The 15,020-nt window shown below is 71.5% G+C and carries 11 protein-coding genes; 4 read left to right on the top strand and 7 right to left on the bottom strand.

The annotated features are described in order from the left end of the window. Positions 1-26: 26 nt before the first annotated feature. The 4 genes from ACQPWZ_RS04250 to ACQPWZ_RS04235 are packed head-to-tail and all read right to left on the bottom strand — an operon-like array spanning position 27 to position 5,212. Positions 27-1,037 (bottom strand): serine/threonine-protein kinase, encoded by a 1,011-nt coding sequence (locus ACQPWZ_RS04250; RefSeq protein WP_433570686.1) that lies wholly within the window; start codon positions 1,035-1,037, stop codon positions 27-29. Beyond that, the gene (locus ACQPWZ_RS04245; RefSeq protein ID WP_433570685.1) at positions 1,037-1,963 is read right to left on the bottom strand and encodes a hypothetical protein; all 927 of its coding nucleotides are present in this window, start codon (positions 1,961-1,963) and stop codon (positions 1,037-1,039) included. The genes ACQPWZ_RS04250 and ACQPWZ_RS04245 overlap by 1 nt, the downstream gene beginning before the upstream one ends. Positions 1,964-1,975: 12 nt before the next feature. Continuing rightward, positions 1,976-4,354 carry an FHA domain-containing protein gene (locus tag ACQPWZ_RS04240; RefSeq protein ID WP_433570684.1) on the bottom strand — a complete coding sequence of 793 codons (2,379 nt, stop codon included), beginning with the start codon at positions 4,352-4,354 and terminating at the stop codon, positions 1,976-1,978. Positions 4,355-4,363: 9 nt separating this feature from the next. After that, positions 4,364-5,212 (bottom strand): hypothetical protein, encoded by an 849-nt coding sequence (locus ACQPWZ_RS04235; RefSeq protein WP_433570683.1) that lies wholly within the window; start codon positions 5,210-5,212, stop codon positions 4,364-4,366. A 206-nt stretch (positions 5,213-5,418) separates the two neighbouring features. Here ACQPWZ_RS04235 and ACQPWZ_RS04230 point away from each other — a divergent pair, with 206 nt between their 5' ends. Beyond that, the gene (locus ACQPWZ_RS04230) at positions 5,419-6,354 is read left to right on the top strand and encodes an NAD(P)-dependent oxidoreductase (protein WP_433570682.1); all 936 of its coding nucleotides are present in this window, start codon (positions 5,419-5,421) and stop codon (positions 6,352-6,354) included. Between the two features lie 79 nt (positions 6,355-6,433). Here the strand turns inward: ACQPWZ_RS04230 and ACQPWZ_RS04225 are convergent, their stop codons facing one another. From ACQPWZ_RS04225 to ACQPWZ_RS04215, 3 genes are read right to left on the bottom strand one after another with little or no spacing between them, the layout of a single operon-like run. Continuing rightward, positions 6,434-9,478, bottom strand: a complete 3,045-nt coding sequence (locus ACQPWZ_RS04225; protein WP_433570681.1) for an alpha-mannosidase — start codon at positions 9,476-9,478, stop codon at positions 6,434-6,436. Positions 9,479-9,487: 9 nt separating this feature from the next. Further along, entirely contained in the window at positions 9,488-10,828 is a 1,341-nt protein-coding gene (locus ACQPWZ_RS04220; RefSeq protein ID WP_356702678.1) for a 6-phospho-beta-glucosidase, read from the bottom strand. Further along, entirely contained in the window at positions 10,825-11,700 is an 876-nt protein-coding gene (locus ACQPWZ_RS04215; protein WP_340471771.1) for a DeoR/GlpR family DNA-binding transcription regulator, read from the bottom strand. The genes ACQPWZ_RS04220 and ACQPWZ_RS04215 overlap by 4 nt, the downstream gene beginning before the upstream one ends. Between ACQPWZ_RS04215 and ACQPWZ_RS04210 the strand changes: the two genes are divergently transcribed. From ACQPWZ_RS04210 to ACQPWZ_RS04200, 3 genes are read left to right on the top strand one after another with little or no spacing between them, the layout of a single operon-like run. Then, positions 11,701-12,717 (top strand): PfkB family carbohydrate kinase, encoded by a 1,017-nt coding sequence (locus tag ACQPWZ_RS04210; protein ID WP_433570680.1) that lies wholly within the window; start codon positions 11,701-11,703, stop codon positions 12,715-12,717. A 42-nt stretch (positions 12,718-12,759) separates the two neighbouring features. Beyond that, on the top strand, positions 12,760-14,043 hold the full coding sequence (locus ACQPWZ_RS04205; RefSeq protein WP_433570679.1) for an ABC transporter substrate-binding protein: 1,284 nt from the start codon (positions 12,760-12,762) through the stop codon (positions 14,041-14,043). Between the two features lie 53 nt (positions 14,044-14,096). Continuing rightward, the gene (locus tag ACQPWZ_RS04200; RefSeq protein WP_340477727.1) at positions 14,097-15,008 is read left to right on the top strand and encodes a carbohydrate ABC transporter permease; all 912 of its coding nucleotides are present in this window, start codon (positions 14,097-14,099) and stop codon (positions 15,006-15,008) included. Positions 15,009-15,020 lie beyond the last annotated feature (12 nt).

Here is a 15,020-nt window from a genome sequence, read left to right as displayed (position 1 = left end):
GCCCGGCTGCCCTCACTGATCCGGCCTCAGGCCGGCAGCCCGGGGAACACCGGCATGGCCCAGCTCGGCGGCGGTGGTGGCGGGCCCGGGTCCACGGCCCCCGCGACCGCGGCCAGATCCCCGTGGGCCGGCGGATGCCCTGCCTGGGTCCCGCTCCTCGCCGCGGCCCGCAGCGACGCCACGAACTGGAGACAGGAGCCGTAACGGTCGTCCGGGCTCTTGGCCAGGGCCTTCGCCAGGACGCCGTCCACGGCGGCCGGCAGCCCGGCGCGCCTGGACGTCAGGGGCGGCGGCGGATCGAACTGATGGGCCCACAGCAGCGCCATGTCGTCGTCCCGCTGGAAGGGCGGCGCCCCGGCGAGGGTCTCGTAGACCACGCAGGCGAAGCTGTAGACGTCGCACCGGCCGTCGACGGGACGGCCGGAGATCTGCTCGGGCGCGACGTAGTCGAGCGTCCCCACGAACTGTCCGACCGAGGTGAACCCCGTCAGCGACAGCGACTTCTTCGTCAGCCCGAAGTCGGTGAGATAGACGTGCTCGGGGTGGTCGCTGTCCGTGCCCTCGGCGACCAGGATGTTGCCGGGCTTCACGTCACGGTGCACCAGGTCGTGGGCGTGTGCGGCGTCCAGGGCCGAGGCGACCTGCGCGGCGATCCGGCCCGCCGTGGCGAACGGCAGCGGTCCCTTGCGGTCGAGCAGGGCCCGCAGGTCCTGCCCGGCCACATAGCGCATCGCGATGTAGAGGATGCCTTCGGTCTCGCCCGCCTCGAAGACCGGGACGATGTGCGGATGGTCGATGGCCGCGGCCACCCGGGACTCATGGGTGAACCTCTGGCGGAAGGTGTCGTTGCGGGCGAGCTCCGGCGCGAGCAGTTTCAGCGCGACCGTACGGTCCAGCCGCAGATCCTTGGCGCGGTACACCACCGCCATCCCGCCGCGCCCGATCTCGTTCTCCAGGCGGTAGCCCGCGATCTGGCGTCCGACCAGGTCGGACGGCCTTCCGGTCGGCAGACCGGTGTCGCGCGGACTTCCCGCCATCATGTGTCACCCGGCCGGGCGGGCGGATCCGGATCGGCCTCGGCGGGCGGTACGCGGCGGGTCTCCTCCCCGTTCTGCGGGACCTGGTCCTGCGGGGCCTGCGGCTGTGCCTGCGTCGGCTCGACGGCCCGGGTGGCTTCCGGGGGCGCGGGCGCCGGGTTCACGACACGCGTGGGCTCCGGAGGCACCCGGGCGGGTTCGGCCGCTTCCGGCTGAGCCTGAGCGGGGGCCGGTCCGGCAGGCTTCGCCGCCTCCGGCCGGGCCTGCGCCGGAGGCGGTTCCGCGGCTTCCGGCCGGGCCTGCGCCGGAGCTGGTTCCGCGCCTTCCTGCCGCGCCTGCACCGGAGCCGGTCCCGCCGCCTCCGGCCGGGCCTCCGCCTGGTCCACCACCCGGGTGGGCTCCGGCGGTGCGGCGGCCCGAGCTGCCGGGCCGGCCGACTCCTCCGGCCCGGCAGCGGTCGCGAACGTGCTCAGCCGGGCGCCGTCGCAGTACACCCAGCGCTCGTGTTCGGAGTCGTACAGCCACACCGACTCCCCGTCCACCACCATGCCGACCCGCAGTCCCCGGGTCCGGCGGCGGAACGTCTCCCTGTCGGTCCGTCCGGTCGCCAGCTCCTCGGCCGCCCGCCGGTACGTACCGAGGGACTCCCCGGCCCGGGTCAGCAGCGGCCGCGGATCGGCCGTGCGGGTGAGGGGCTGCCCGGTGGCCGGAGGCTCCTGCGGTACGGAGACCAGCAGCCGGCCGTCCACCCAGGCCGACCAGCCGTTGGCGCACTCGATACGGCCCCAGTCGCCCCGCCGGTCGACCAGCCGCACCGGCAGCAGCGCGTCCAGCGGCGCCGTCGGCCGGGACACGTCCGGCTCCTCCCAGGCGGGCAGACCGTCCCGGGGGACGACATGTGTCGGACGGAAGTCCTCGATGGTCATGGTGGCTTCGCCCTACTTCCGCATGACGGCGGGCTCGTGGCGGCGCAGCAGCCGCAGGACGGCGTAGCCGAAGAGCACCGCGAGCACCAGCAGCATCCCCATGTTCAGCAGCCACACGCCCGCGGAGTGCTCGAACAGCGGGTCCGCCGTGAGATCGCCGGGCACGATCCGGGACAGGCCCACGGTGCCCGCCATCGCTCCCAGCGCCCAGCGCGAGGGGATGAACCAGGCCAGCTGCTCGATCACCGGCAGCCCGCTCAGCCTGAGCAGGGCTCCGCAGAACACGACCTGCACGATGGCGAGGAGCACCAGCAGCGGCATGGTGACCTCTTCCTTGCGGACCACGGCGGAGACGAGCAGGCCGAGCATCATGGCCGTGAACGACAGCAGCGCGACCGCGAGGGTGATCTCCACGAGGGGTGGCAGCAGCACCCCTTTGCCGCCGGGTGCGTTGGGGGCGACGCCGACCAGGCCGACCAGGGTCAGGACCACGGCCTGGAGCACGGTGACCGTGCCCAGCACGACGACCTTGGACATCAGATACGCGGATCTGGACAGGCCGACGGCTCGCTCCCGCCGGTAGATCACCCGTTCCTTGACCAGCTCGCGCACCGCGTTGGCGGCGCCGATCAGCACTCCGCCCACGCACAGGATGAGCAGCGCGTTCATCGCCGTCTCCTGGGTGAGACGGCTGCCAGCGAGTGCGCGGGCCATCGCGCCCATCACGAACGGCAGCGCGATCATGATCACCAGGAAGGTGCGGTCGGCGGCGAGCGCCGCCGCGTATCGGCGCACCAGTGTGTTCAGCTGCGATCCCCAGCTCTGGGCCTTGGGCGGCGGAGCGACGAAGGCGGCCGCCGACTCCTGTGGCTGGTGGGGCTGGGGGGAGGCGTTCGCGATGTACCGCCGCTGGAGCGGCGAGTCCCGGTAGGCACCGGCCCAGTCGCGGTCCCGGTCGTTCTCGAACGCCTCGAAGGCCTCCGGCCACTGCTGGAAGCCGAAGAACGGCAGTGCCTCGTCGGGCGGCCCGTAGTAGGCGATCCTGCCGCCGGGCGCGAGGACGAGCAGCCGGTCGCACACATCCAGACTGAGCACACTGTGCGTGACCACGACGACGGTGCGCCCGTCGTCGGCCAGGCCGCGGAGCATGTGCATCACCGAACGGTCCATACCGGGGTCCAGCCCGGAGGTCGGTTCGTCGAGGAAGAGCAGCGAGGGTTTGGTCATCAGCTCCAGCGCCACGCTCACCCGCTTGCGCTGGCCGCCGGACAGACTGTGGATCGGCTGGTCCGCACGCTCCTCCAGACCCAGCTCGCGCACCACTTCCTCCACCCGGGCCAGGCGCTCGGCCTTCCCGGTGTCCTGAGGGAAGCGCAGTTCGGCGGCGTAGCCGAGGGCCCGGCGCACGGTCAGCTGGGTGTGCAGGATGTCGTCCTGCGGCACGAGGCCGATGCGCTGGCGCAGCTCGGCGAAGTCCCGGTACAGATCGCGCCCGTCGTACAGGACGGTCCCCTCGTCGGCGGGCCGCAGGCCGGTGAGAGCGTTGAGCAGGGTGGACTTGCCGGCGCCGCTCGGGCCGACCACGCCGAGCAGGCACTTCTCGCCGACCGGGAACGAGACATGGTCGAGGAGCGTCTTGCGTCCGTGGTCCACGGTGACCGCGAGGTCCTGCACATCGAGGGAGACCTCGCCGGTGTCGACGTACTCCTGGAGCTGATCGCCCACCAGGCAGAACGCGGAGTGGCCGATGCCGACGATGTCACCGGAGGCGATCAGGGCGCTCTCGACCGGCTGGCCGTTGAGGAAGGTGCCGTTGTGGGAGCCGATGTCGACGATCTCGTAGGTGCCGTCGGAGTGCGCCCGCAGCTCGGCGTGGTGGCGTGAGACCACCAGATCATCGATGACCAGGTCGTTGTCGTCGCCCCGGCCGATGCGGACCGTGCGGGTCGGGAGCGGACGCACACTGGTCGGCTGCCGGAAGGTACCGGTCGCCCGGGGCATCGAGACCGCCGAGGGCCGCTCCCGCCCGCCGGACGCGGGCTCGGACACGGGTTCCGGCTCGGGCGGTGCCTGCCCGGTCAGTACGGCACGTGCACCGTCGACGGCATGGCCGAACCGCAGGACGCTGCCCGGTCCGACGTCCCCCTGCGCGTCGATGCGCCGGCCGTCGGCATAGGTCCCATTGGTGCTGCCCTCGTCCGCGACGGTCCAGTGGCCGTCGTCGGCGTGCAGCACCGCGTGGTGCCAGGACACCCGGTCGTCGTCCAGCACGATGTCGCTCAAGGGGTCGCGCCCGATGTGATAGTCCCGGCTCGGACTCATCACCGTGGAGCCCGCGTCTGTTTCGAGGACAAGTTCGGGCGCAGTCGGTGCTACGGGCCGCTCTCCCATGCTCGAATTCTAACTTTTCGTACCGATATGCGCCCAGGCAGTGGGCGGACGGGACTGGTGCAGCCGCGTGTGGCAGCGGCCGCGCGTCTCCAGCCCGGAGGGATCGTGACCGCCGCGCAGGGCCCGCTCGACGGCCCGGCGCTGTTCCGCCGGCCCGGTGAACAGACGCCGCGGGTAGGTCCGACCGGGATCCGCCCGGGTGACCAGGCCGTGGCGGGCCAGCCGGTCGGCCACCGGCCGGTACGAAACGGTGCGCGGCACGAACGCGCTCACCCACACCGGGACGTGCGCACAGCGCAGCAGTGTCTCGAAGCTGCGCCAGGTGACATGACCGATCCCTGCGGTGACGGTGGTCAGCCCGGTGGCGGCCATCGCACGCCGCAGATGTCTGCTGGGCGGACAGCACTCCAGATTCTCGGTGTACGTCTCGTCCAGCAGACCCACGGCCTGGGCGTACCGGACCGCGTTGCCCGCGATGTCGACCCCCACCACCGGGACCGCGTCCGATCTGCGCCGCAGGGCGAAGAACTCCCGGTCGCGCCGGACGAGTTCGGCGGAGGTCAGTGTCTGTGCATCCGGGCAGGTCCAGTGCTCGTACAACTCGGCAAGCGTCACATGGTGGTTGAGCAGTGCCGCGTTGATGCCGTACGAGCAGCACAGGTCGAGAACGGTGAACGGGCCTCCGCCGTGGGCCGACGCGCGCTCGGTGATCGTGGCGCGGACGACCCGCCGGGCGTGGTGCGGTGTCTCGTACGACAGCTGGGTGAGCCGGTGGACGTACGCGCGCGGATCGAGCCGGTCGTGGAGGTCGTCGAACCGGCTCCGGTCCAGGTCGATGCTGCTGCGTCCTCGGATCATGGCAGGCCTCCACAGCTCTCCACGGACTGGTGTCGGGTGCGGCGCGGATGAACCTCTATCGGAGGCGGGCCGCGGACCGGTAGACCGCACCGGCAGAACCGGCCATGCTCCCGGCACTGCTGACGCGTCGTCACCGCGGCACCGGTGGTTCCTTGGTTACCCTCGCACCGTCGAATCCCCGACGACGGAAGGCGATGTGCGTGACCATGCCCTCAGCTCAAGGCGCCCCGCACGGCGACGGCGCACCCACGACGGTCGCCGTGCTCGGCACCGGGATCATGGGTGCCGCCATGGCGCGGAACCTGCTCCGCGGCGGGCTGGCCGTCCGTGCCTGGAACCGCACCCGGGCGAAGGCGGAGGCCCTCGTCGCCGACGGGGCGTACTGCGCCGACTCGCCCGCCGACGCCGTCCGCGGCGCGGATGTGGTGCTCACCGTGCTCAACGACGGCCCGCGGGTGCTCGCGGCCATGCGGGAGGCGGCCGACGGCTTCGCCCCGGGCACGGTATGGGCCCAGTCGGCCACGGTCGGGGACGCCGCCACGGCGGAGCTGGCCGACTTCGCACGCGAGCACGGACTGACGTTCGTCGACGCCCCCGTACTCGGCACCAAGCAGCCCGCGGAAGCGGGCGAACTCATCGTGCTGGCGGCCGGCCCGGACAGCGCTCGGGCGGCGCTGGCTCCCGTCTTCGACGCCGTCGGGCGGCGCACCACCTGGGTCGGCGACGACGGCTCCGCCGGCGGTGCCAGCAAGCTCAAGCTGGTCCTGAACAGCTGGGTCGGCGCCCTCAACCACGCCGCTGCCGAGGCGAACGCCCTGGCCCACGGCCTCGGTGTCGATCCCCGGGCCTTCCTCGACAGCGTGTCCGGCGGCCCGCTGGACAACGGCTATCTGCGCCTGAAGACCGAGGCGATCCTGGCCGGCGACTTCACCCCCAGCTTCAGCGTCGACAACGCACTGAAGGACGCCCGCCTCATCGTGGAGGCGGGCGAGCGGCGCGGGGTCGCGCTGGATGTCGCCCGCGCCGGGGCGGAGCGCTTCGAGCGGCTGGTCGACCGGGGGCTGGGGGAGAAGGACATGGCCGCCAGCTACCTCGCCTCCTTCGACGACCCGGAGAACCCCCCGGCGCCGCGCACCGGGTGAGGCGCGCGGGAGCCGGGGCCCGTCCTGGTCCCTACCTGTCCCGGGTGGCGGAGGTACGGACGAGGACGAGCCGTGTCCCTCAGGCGCGGGCGAGCCGCAGCGTCAGGATCTGGAACGGCCGCAGGGTCAGCGTCACCGTGTCCCTGTCGCAGGACACCGCCTCATCGGCCAGGGGCCGCTCCAGCAGGTCGTTCACCTGCGCACCGGCGAGGGCGAATCCGGGGCGCAGCGTCGCCTGTGCGCGCCCGCCGAGGCTTTCGTAGAGCCGCACCACGACGTCGCCCGAGCGGTCGTCGGCGAGCTTGACCGCCTCCACGGTGACGGCCGGGTTGTCACTGGTCACCAGCGGAGCGACCGGGCCCGCCTCGGCCACCCGCAGCGGCAGATTGAGCGCGTATCCCTCCGCGATCGCGTCCTGCACCGTCGCCCCCGGCAGCAGGGCGTAGGTGAAGCGGTGGCGTCCCTGATCGGCTTCGGGGTCCGGGACCCGCGGCGCGCGGACCAGGCTGAGGCGGACCGTGGTCGTCGTGCCGCCGTCCTCGCGCGTGGTCCGTGAGACGTCGTGCCCGTACGTCGAGTCGTTGATGACGGCGACGCCGTAGCCGGGCTCCGCGACATGCACCCAGCGGTGCCCGTAGACCTCGAAACGGGCCGCCTCCCAGCTGGTGTTGGTGTGGGTGGGCCGGTGCACGTGCCCGAACTGGATCTCCGCCGTCGACCGGTCGGCACGGACGTCGACGGGGAAGGCCGCCTTGAGGATCTTCTCGGCCTCGTGCCAGTCGATGTCGGTCTCCACATCGATCCGCCGGCTGCCCGCCCGGACCGTCACCGTCTGGGTGATCCGGGAACCCTTGCCGAAGGCCCGCTCGATCCGTACCGCGCCGAGCAGCGGCCCCGACTCCACGACCGTGACCGACTCGGCGTCGAGCAGATCGGTGAAGCGGTTCCTGTAGTGCTTGTCGATGTCCCAGGCATCCCAGTAGTTGGGCAGATCGCTGTGCAGCCGCAGCAGATTGCCGGGACCGGCCAGCACCTCGCGGCCCGCCACCAGATCGCGTACGGAGGCGAGCGTGCCGTCGTCCGCGAACTCGACCCGCACCAGGCCGTTGTCGAGCACCCGGTCCGTCGTCGTGACCGGCCGGGGAGCCGTGCCCGTCCCGAGCGCGGCGCTTCCGCTGCCGGGCACCTCGGTGTACGTCAGGCCGCCGTCCGGGGTCCGCACCACCTCGGCGCGGTCCAGCGGGCTCGTGTTGAACACCTGCGGAGCGCCCTCGCCCAGCGCGGCCAGCGCCTGGGACGTCAGCGCTTCCAGCTCCCCGGCGACCCGCGCGTACTCCGCCTCCGCCTCGCGGTGCACCCAGGCGATCGACGAGCCGGGCAGGATGTCGTGGAACTGGTGCAGCAGGACGGTCTTCCACAGCCGGTCCAGCCACTCGTACGGATAGTCGTAGCCGGGGACCCGCAGGGCGGCGGCCGTCGCCCACAACTCCGCCTCGCGCAGTCGGTGTTCACTGCGCCGGTTGCCCTGCTTGGTGCGGGCCTGCGAGGTGTACGTGGCGCGGTGCAGCTCCAGATAGAGCTCGCCCGACCACACCGGCGCGTCCGGGTACTCGGCCCGGGCCGCCTCGAAGAAGGCGTCCGGGTGCTCGACGCGCACCTTGGCCGAACCCTCGAGGTCGGCGAGCCGCCGGGCGCGCTCCATCATCTCCCGGGTGGGACCGCCACCGCCGTCGCCGTGCCCGAACGGCGCGAGCGAGCGCGTACCGCCGCCCTTGTCCTGGTAGTTGCGGACCGCGTGCGCCATCTCCTTGCCGGAGAACTCGGCGTTGTAGGTGTCCACCGGCGGGAAGTGTGTGAAGATCCGCGAGCCGTCGATGCCCTCCCACCAGAAGGTGTGGTGGGGGAGTTTGTTGGTCTGGTTCCACGACAGCTTCTGGGTGAGGAACCACTCGTTGCCGGCGAGCTTCGCGAGCTGCGGGTAGGCCGCGTTGTACCCGAACGAGTCCGGCAGCCACACGCCCTTGGTCTCGATGCCGAAGTGCTCCATGAAGAACCGCTTGCCGTGGACGAGTTGGCGTGCGATGGCCTCACCACCGGGCAGATTGCCGTCCGACTCCACCCACATGCCGCCGACCGGAGCCCACTGCCCGTCGGCGACGGCCTTCTTGATGCGCTCCCACACCCGCGGGTAGTTCTCGCGCACCCAGGCGTACTGCTGTGCCTGGGAGCAGGCGAAGACGAACTCCTCGTACTCCTCCGCCAGCGCCGTCACATTGGAGAACGTGCGCGACGCCTTGCGCTTGGTCTCGCGGATCGGCCACAGCCAGGCGCTGTCGATATGGGCGTGGCCGACCGCCGACATGGTGTGCGCGCTCGCGTGCGCCGGCCGTGCGAGGACCGGCCGCAACAGCTCGCGTACGTCCGCCGCCGAGCCCGGGATGTCGTCCAGGTCCAGCGCGTCGAGCGCGCGGTCGAGTGCGTGCATGATCTCGTGGCGACGCGGTTCGTGGTCGCCGAGCTCCAGCATCAGCTCGCGCAGCACCTGGAGATCGAGGGAGAGGTGCCAGACGTTCTCGTCGAGTACGGCGAGGTCCGCGCGGGCGAAGGTGTAGAGCGGCGCACGGCCCGCGGTGGCCGGATCGCCGAGCGGGGTCGGGCCGCGGAAGTCGTTCGCCAGGATGTCCGGGTTGGAGGCGGCCTCGATGAGGTAGTCGACCCGTTCGCCGCCGGCGGCCGGGTGCGCGACCGGGACGTACTGGTTCTGCGGGTTGACCGCCTTGAGCGGGGTGCCGTCCACCGTGTGCACCAGCGCTTCCGCCTGGTTGCCCGGCCAGTCGCCGACGAAGCCCAGGTCGAAGACGGACTCGACCCGGCGGCCGGCCCACCGGGCCGGGACCTCGCCGCGCACCCGGAACCAGGTGGTGCCCCAGGGCGGACCCCACGGTGTGCCCGTCACGAACGGTTCGTACGACTGTGCCGCGGCCTCCTCGAACGGCACGGGCTCGCCCGGCGCCTCCCAGGCCTCGATCGCGAAGGGCACCGCGTCGGCATGGACGGCGGGCCGGATGCGCTGCTCCAGGATCCGCTCGACACGTTCCTCGATACGGCGGCGTTCGTCGTGCATGTACGGCTCCTACCTCAGATATGCGAGTGCGGGATGGGCGCCGGTGTATCCGTCGACGAGACGGCGGGCGACGGTCACGGAGTCGACCAGGGGGTGGAGGGCGAAGGCCTTGACGGCAGCCGCCCGTGACCCGCTGTCGGCCGCGGCCAGCACTTCACGTTCCACGGCCTTGACAGCGAGGACAAGACCCGCGGCGTGGGCGGGCAGCGGGCTGACCGAGACCGGATGCGCGCCGTTCGCGTCGACGAAGCAGGGGACTTCGACGACGGCGTCCGCGTCCAGCACGGACAGCGTCGTCCGGTTGCGGACGTTGAGGATCAGCGTGGTGCGCTGGTTGTGCGCGATGGCCCGCATCAGGGCGAGCGCCACCTGCTCGTAGCCGCCCGACTCGAGATCGCTCGCGTCCCGCTCACCGGCCCCGGCGGCCTCGCGGTTGTGCGCCATGTACGTCGCCTCGCGTTCGGCGCGCGTACGGTCCCAGGTCTCCAGCGCCGGGGCGTCCGGGCGCTCCATCTCCGCGTAGAAACGGGCCTGTTGCTCGTGCAGGAACGCACCGCGGGTCTGCTTCGCCTCCTGGTAGGCGCGCACCGCCTCGCGGTTGAAGTAGTAGTAGTGCAGATACTCGTTGGGGATCGCACCGAGGGACTGGAGCCAGTCGGGGCCGAAGAGCTTGCCCTCCTCGAAGGAGCCGAGCAGAGCGGTGTCGGCGAGCAGCCGGGGCAGCTCGTCGCGGCCCTCGATGCGCAGCCCGCGCAGCCACCCGAGATGGTTGAGGCCGACGTAGTCGATCCAGGCGGTGTCCGGGTCGGCGCCCAGGACGCGCGCCACCCGTCTGCCGAGGCCCACCGGTGAGTCGCAGATGCCGATGACCCGGTCGCCCAGATGACGGGCCATGGCCTCGGTGACCAGCCCCGCCGGGTTGGTGAAGTTGATGACCCAGGCGTCCGGCGCGAGCCTCGCCACCCGGCGTGCGATGTCGACGGCCACGGGAACCGTCCGCAGGCCGTACGCGATGCCGCCGGCGCCGACGGTCTCCTGGCCGAGCACTCCCTCGGCGAGAGCGATGCGCTCGTCGGCGGCGCGGCCCTCCAGACCGCCCACGCGGATGGCGGAGAAGACGAAGTCGGCCCCGCGCAGCGCCTCGTCGAGGTCCGTGGTGACGGTGACGCGGGGTGCGTCCGGCACCCCGGCCGCCTGGTCGGCCAGCACCCGCGCGATGGCGGTGAGTCTGCCCGCGTCCAGGTCGTGCAGGACGACGTCGGTGACCCGGCCCGCGGCATGGTCGCCGAGCAGGGCGCCGTGGACGAGCGGCAGCCGGAAGCCCCCACCGCCGAGGATCGTGAGCCTCATACCTCCATCACCTTCACTCCTGCCTCGTCGAAGGCGGCGCCGGTCGCCGGATCCGCGGGGGCGTTGGTCACCACGGTGTCGAGTGCGTCCGGGCCGCACACCCTGGCCATGCCCGTGCCCGGGAACTTGCCGGCGTCGGCGAGCAGGACCACCGCGTCGGCGGCCGCGATCATCGCCCGCTTCACCGGGACCTCGACCACCGTGGTGTCCATGACGTGACCGTTCGGGCGGATGCCGCTCGTGCCGAGGAAGAGCCAGTCCGCGTGCAGCTGGCGGAGATTGTCCTCGGTGAGGAAGCCGACCAGGGAGCGGTACTCCCGGCGGACCATGCCGCCGAGCAGTATCAGCTCGATGCCGGTGTCGTCGGCCAGCTCCTCGTACACCACCAGATTGCTGGTGATCACGGTGAGCCGGCGGCCGCGCAGCTGCCGGGCCAGCCGGTAGGCCGTGGTGCCGATGTCGAGGAGCACGGACTGCCCGTCCTCGATCAGCGCGGCGGCACGGACCGCTATGGCGTCCTTCTCGGGCACCCGGATCTCCGCGACCTCGGCGAAGGGCTGATCGCCCTCGTCCACTGCGGCTCCGCCGTGGACCCGGGTGAGCAGACCCTCCTCCTCCAGCTTGACCAGGTCCCGCCGGACGGTGGCGGCGCTCACACCCAGCTGCTCGGACAGGTCGGTTACGGCTGCGGGGCCGCCTGATCTCAAGGCCCGCAGGATGAGTTGATGTCGTCGCTCAGCCAGCACACCGGGCACGCTACTCGTCAATCTCAAGCATTTCCATGCATCTTCGTGCTCAACTCTTGCCAATTCTGCTCGTCGAGCGCACGATCCTGTGCACAGCTTGCAGGTCTTTGACGAGAGGGCGGGCACGTGGACGAGGAGCCGAGGGCCGATGTCCTCCTGACCGGCCTGCTCTTCCACGACATCGTGCTCACCGGTCTCGGCAAGCCGCCCACCCCGGGTGAGGAGATCTGGACCGGCGGCATGGGCTGCGGCCCGGGCGGGATCGCCAACCTCGCCGTGGCGGCCGCCCGCTACGGACTCACCACCTCGCTCGCCACCGTCTTCGGCGACGACCTGTACGGCAGGCAGCTCGAGGAGATCCTCGCCGGGCAGGAGGGCATCGACCTCACCCGCTCCCGTACGGCCGAGGGTTGGAACACACCGGTCACCGTCTCCCTCGCCCACGGCCACGACCGGGCCCTGGTCACCCACGGCACACCGCCTCCGTACACCCAGGACCAGCTGCTGCCCGACCCGCCGCCCGCCCGCACGGCCCTCGTCCACCTCGGCGCCGAACCCCAGGAGTGGCTCGGCAAGGCCGCCGCCTCCGGCACCCTGATCTTCGCCGACGTCGGCTGGGACCCCAGCGAACAGTGGTCCGGCGAGCTGCTGGAACAGCTCTCCCTCTGCCACGCCTTCCTGCCCAACGACACCGAGGCCATGCGCTACACCCGCACCGACAGCCCCGACGCCGCGCTCGGTGCGCTCGCCGACCTGACCCCCGTCGCCGTGATCACCCGCGGACGCGAGGGTGCGCTCGCCGTCGACCAGCTCACCGGGGAGTACGCAGAGGTCCCGGCCCTCGACATCGTTGCCATCGACGCCACCGGGGCCGGCGACGTGTTCGGGGCGAGCTTCGTCGCCGCGAGCCTCGGCGGCTGGCCTCTCGCCGACCGGCTGCGCTTCGCCACCCTCGCCGCCGGCCTCTCCGTCCAGCGCCGCACGGGCGCGCTCGCCGCTCCCGGCTGGCACGGCATCGCCCACTGGTGGCACACCACCGGCTCACAGACCCCCGGGCTCTCGCACGACTACGCCTTCCTGGCCGACCGGCTGCCCGCCGACCCCGGCCCGGCCCCGCACGAGGCGCCCGTCACCCCCCGCTGACCATCCGTCCGGACACACCGACCCCGAAAGGCGGTAGGAGCAGTGCACCTCTCCCGAAGAGGGCTGCTGCGCGCAGGGCTGGCCACCACGGCCGCCGCCGCGCTCGGCTCCACCGCGGCAGGCTGCGCCGTCCCCCGCGGCTCCACCGGCCGCACCATGACCCTCTGGTACTGGTCCGGGGGGCTGAGCGAGAAGGTCGTCGCCGACGCCGAGCGCCGCTTCACCGACGTGTCGCTGAGGCCCGTCCAGATCGGCGGCTACTACCGCTCCAAGCTGATGACCACGATGACCGGGCAGGCCTACATCCCCGACATCGCGGGCCTGCGGGGCGAGGACATGGCGTCCTACCTCCCGAACGCCGACCAGTTCGTGGACCTGCGCACCCTCGGTGCCGAGAAGTTCAAGGACCAGTACCTGCCCTGGAAATGGGACGCCGGCACCGCGCCCGACGGCAGCCTGATCGGTTTCCCGATCGACGCCGGTCCCGTCGGCCAGTTCTACCGCGCCGACACCTTCGAGGCGGCCGGACTGCCCACCGACCCCGCCGAGGTGTCCGCCCGGACCTCGACCTGGGAGGCGTACTTCGCGACGGGCGAGACGCTGCAGAAGAAGATCAAGGGCGCGTACTGGGTCGTCGACATCATCGCCGTCTACAACTACGCGATCGGCCAGGGCACCCGGCGCTTCGTCGACAAGAACCGCCACTTCATCGGAGACCAGGAACATGTCCGCCGCGCCTGGGACCTGGCGCTCGAAGCCCGCCGCCGCGGCCTCGTCTCCCCGATGCTCTCCGGCACCCCCGACGCGATCGCCGCCACCGAGAAGGGACTGCTGCCCGACCAGCTGGGCGCCTCCTGGGTCGGCGGTGACCTGAAACTCAACCTGCCGAAGACCAAGGGGACATGGCGCGTGGCGCAGATGCCCGGAGGGCCGGCCAACGACGGCGGCTCGTTCCTGTCGATCACCCAGGCGTGCCGCGAGCGCGAGCAGGCATTCGAGATCATCACCTGGCTCCTCGGGGCCGACAACCAGACGCGGGGCTTCGTCGACGCCGGTCTCTTCCCCTCGACCCCGGCGTCGTACCGGCAGAAGGCGATGCTCGACCCCGACCCCTTCTTCGGCGGCCAGCGCACGGTCGACGTCTTCGGACCGGCCGCCGAGAAGATCCCCGTCGCCTACAACAGCCCGTACGACGTGGCACTCGGCCAGCCCATCAAGGACGAACTGACCCGTGTCTCGCAGGCGGGCAAGGATCCGAAGCGGGCCTGGAAGGACGCCATGAAGACCTGCCGCCGCATAGCCGACCACCTGGGGGTGAGCGTGTGACCACCGCACCCGCCCTCGACCGGACGACCGCGAGCCGGCGTACCCCGCCCGAGCTGCCGCCGCGCTCCAAGGCCCGCTCGGTGCTCCGGCACTGGCGGCTCTACGCCGCGATATCGCCGTTCTATCTGATCTTCCTGGCGTTCGGCCTGATCCCCGTCGGCTTCTCGCTGTACCTCTCGTTCCACCGCTGGGACGGCCTCGGCTCCATGGAGTTCGCGGGCCTCGCCCAGTACCGCTATCTGCTCTCCGACACACAGTTCTGGAACGCGCTGGGCAACACCCTCGTGATCTGGGCGATGGCGACCTTCCCCATGCTCTTCCTGGCGCTGCTCGTCGCGGTGATGATCAACTCCGCGAAGCGGCTGACGAGCTTCTACCGCTTCGCGTTCTTCGTACCGAACGTCACCTCCGTCGTGGCCGTTGCCATCGTTTTCGGCTCGGTCTTCTCCACCAACTTCGGCCTCGTCAACGCCGTACTGCAGGGACTCGGCCTGGACCCGGTCGCCTGGCTCCAGACACCGTGGAGCATCAAGGTCTCCATCGCCGCCCTGATGAGCTGGCAGTGGGTCGGTTACAACGCGATCATCTTCCTCGCGGGCCTCCAGACCATCCCCGGCGAACTCTACGAGGCGGCCCGGGTCGACGGCGCGAGCCCCGTGCAGACCTTCTTCCGGATCACCGTCCCGCTGATGCGCCCCGTCATTCTCTTCACCCTCGTCGTCTCCACCATCACCGGTCTCCAGTCCTTCTCCGAGCCGCAGGTGCTGCTGTCCACGACGTCCAACACCTCGACGTTCGCGGGCGGTCCCGACAACGCGGGCCAGACGATGGTCCTCTACTTCTTCCAGCAGAGCTTCGACAACAACGACTTCGGCTACGGAGCCGCCGTGGCCTGGGGCATCTTCCTCGTCGTGGTCATCTTCTCGATCGTCAACTGGCGCCTGGTCGCGCGCAGGGAAAAGTAGGAGGGGCCCGCC

The organism is Streptomyces sp. CA-251247 (assembly GCF_050952975.1).
GTDB classification, from domain to species: domain Bacteria; phylum Actinomycetota; class Actinomycetes; order Streptomycetales; family Streptomycetaceae; genus Streptomyces; species Streptomyces achmelvichensis.
The sequence above is the reverse complement of the archived record's forward strand: the minus strand, read 5'-3'. Positions and strand labels throughout refer to the sequence as shown.

Bases quoted from the DNA above. Each gene is read 5' to 3' on its own strand.
- ACQPWZ_RS04220 (WP_356702678.1), bottom strand. From the start codon at position 10,828: ATGAGGCTCACGATCCTCGGCGGTGGGGGCTTCCGGCTGCCGCTCGTC.
- ACQPWZ_RS04230 (WP_433570682.1), top strand. From the start codon at position 5,419: ATGCCCTCAGCTCAAGGCGCCCCGCACGGCGACGGCGCACCCACGACG.
- ACQPWZ_RS04250 (WP_433570686.1), bottom strand. From the start codon at position 1,037: ATGGCGGGAAGTCCGCGCGACACCGGTCTGCCGACCGGAAGGCCGTCC.
- ACQPWZ_RS04225 (WP_433570681.1), bottom strand. From the start codon at position 9,478: ATGCACGACGAACGCCGCCGTATCGAGGAACGTGTCGAGCGGATCCTG.
- ACQPWZ_RS04245 (WP_433570685.1), bottom strand. From the start codon at position 1,963: ATGACCATCGAGGACTTCCGTCCGACACATGTCGTCCCCCGGGACGGT.
- ACQPWZ_RS04240 (WP_433570684.1), bottom strand. From the start codon at position 4,354: ATGGGAGAGCGGCCCGTAGCACCGACTGCGCCCGAACTTGTCCTCGAA.
- ACQPWZ_RS04235 (WP_433570683.1), bottom strand. From the start codon at position 5,212: ATGATCCGAGGACGCAGCAGCATCGACCTGGACCGGAGCCGGTTCGAC.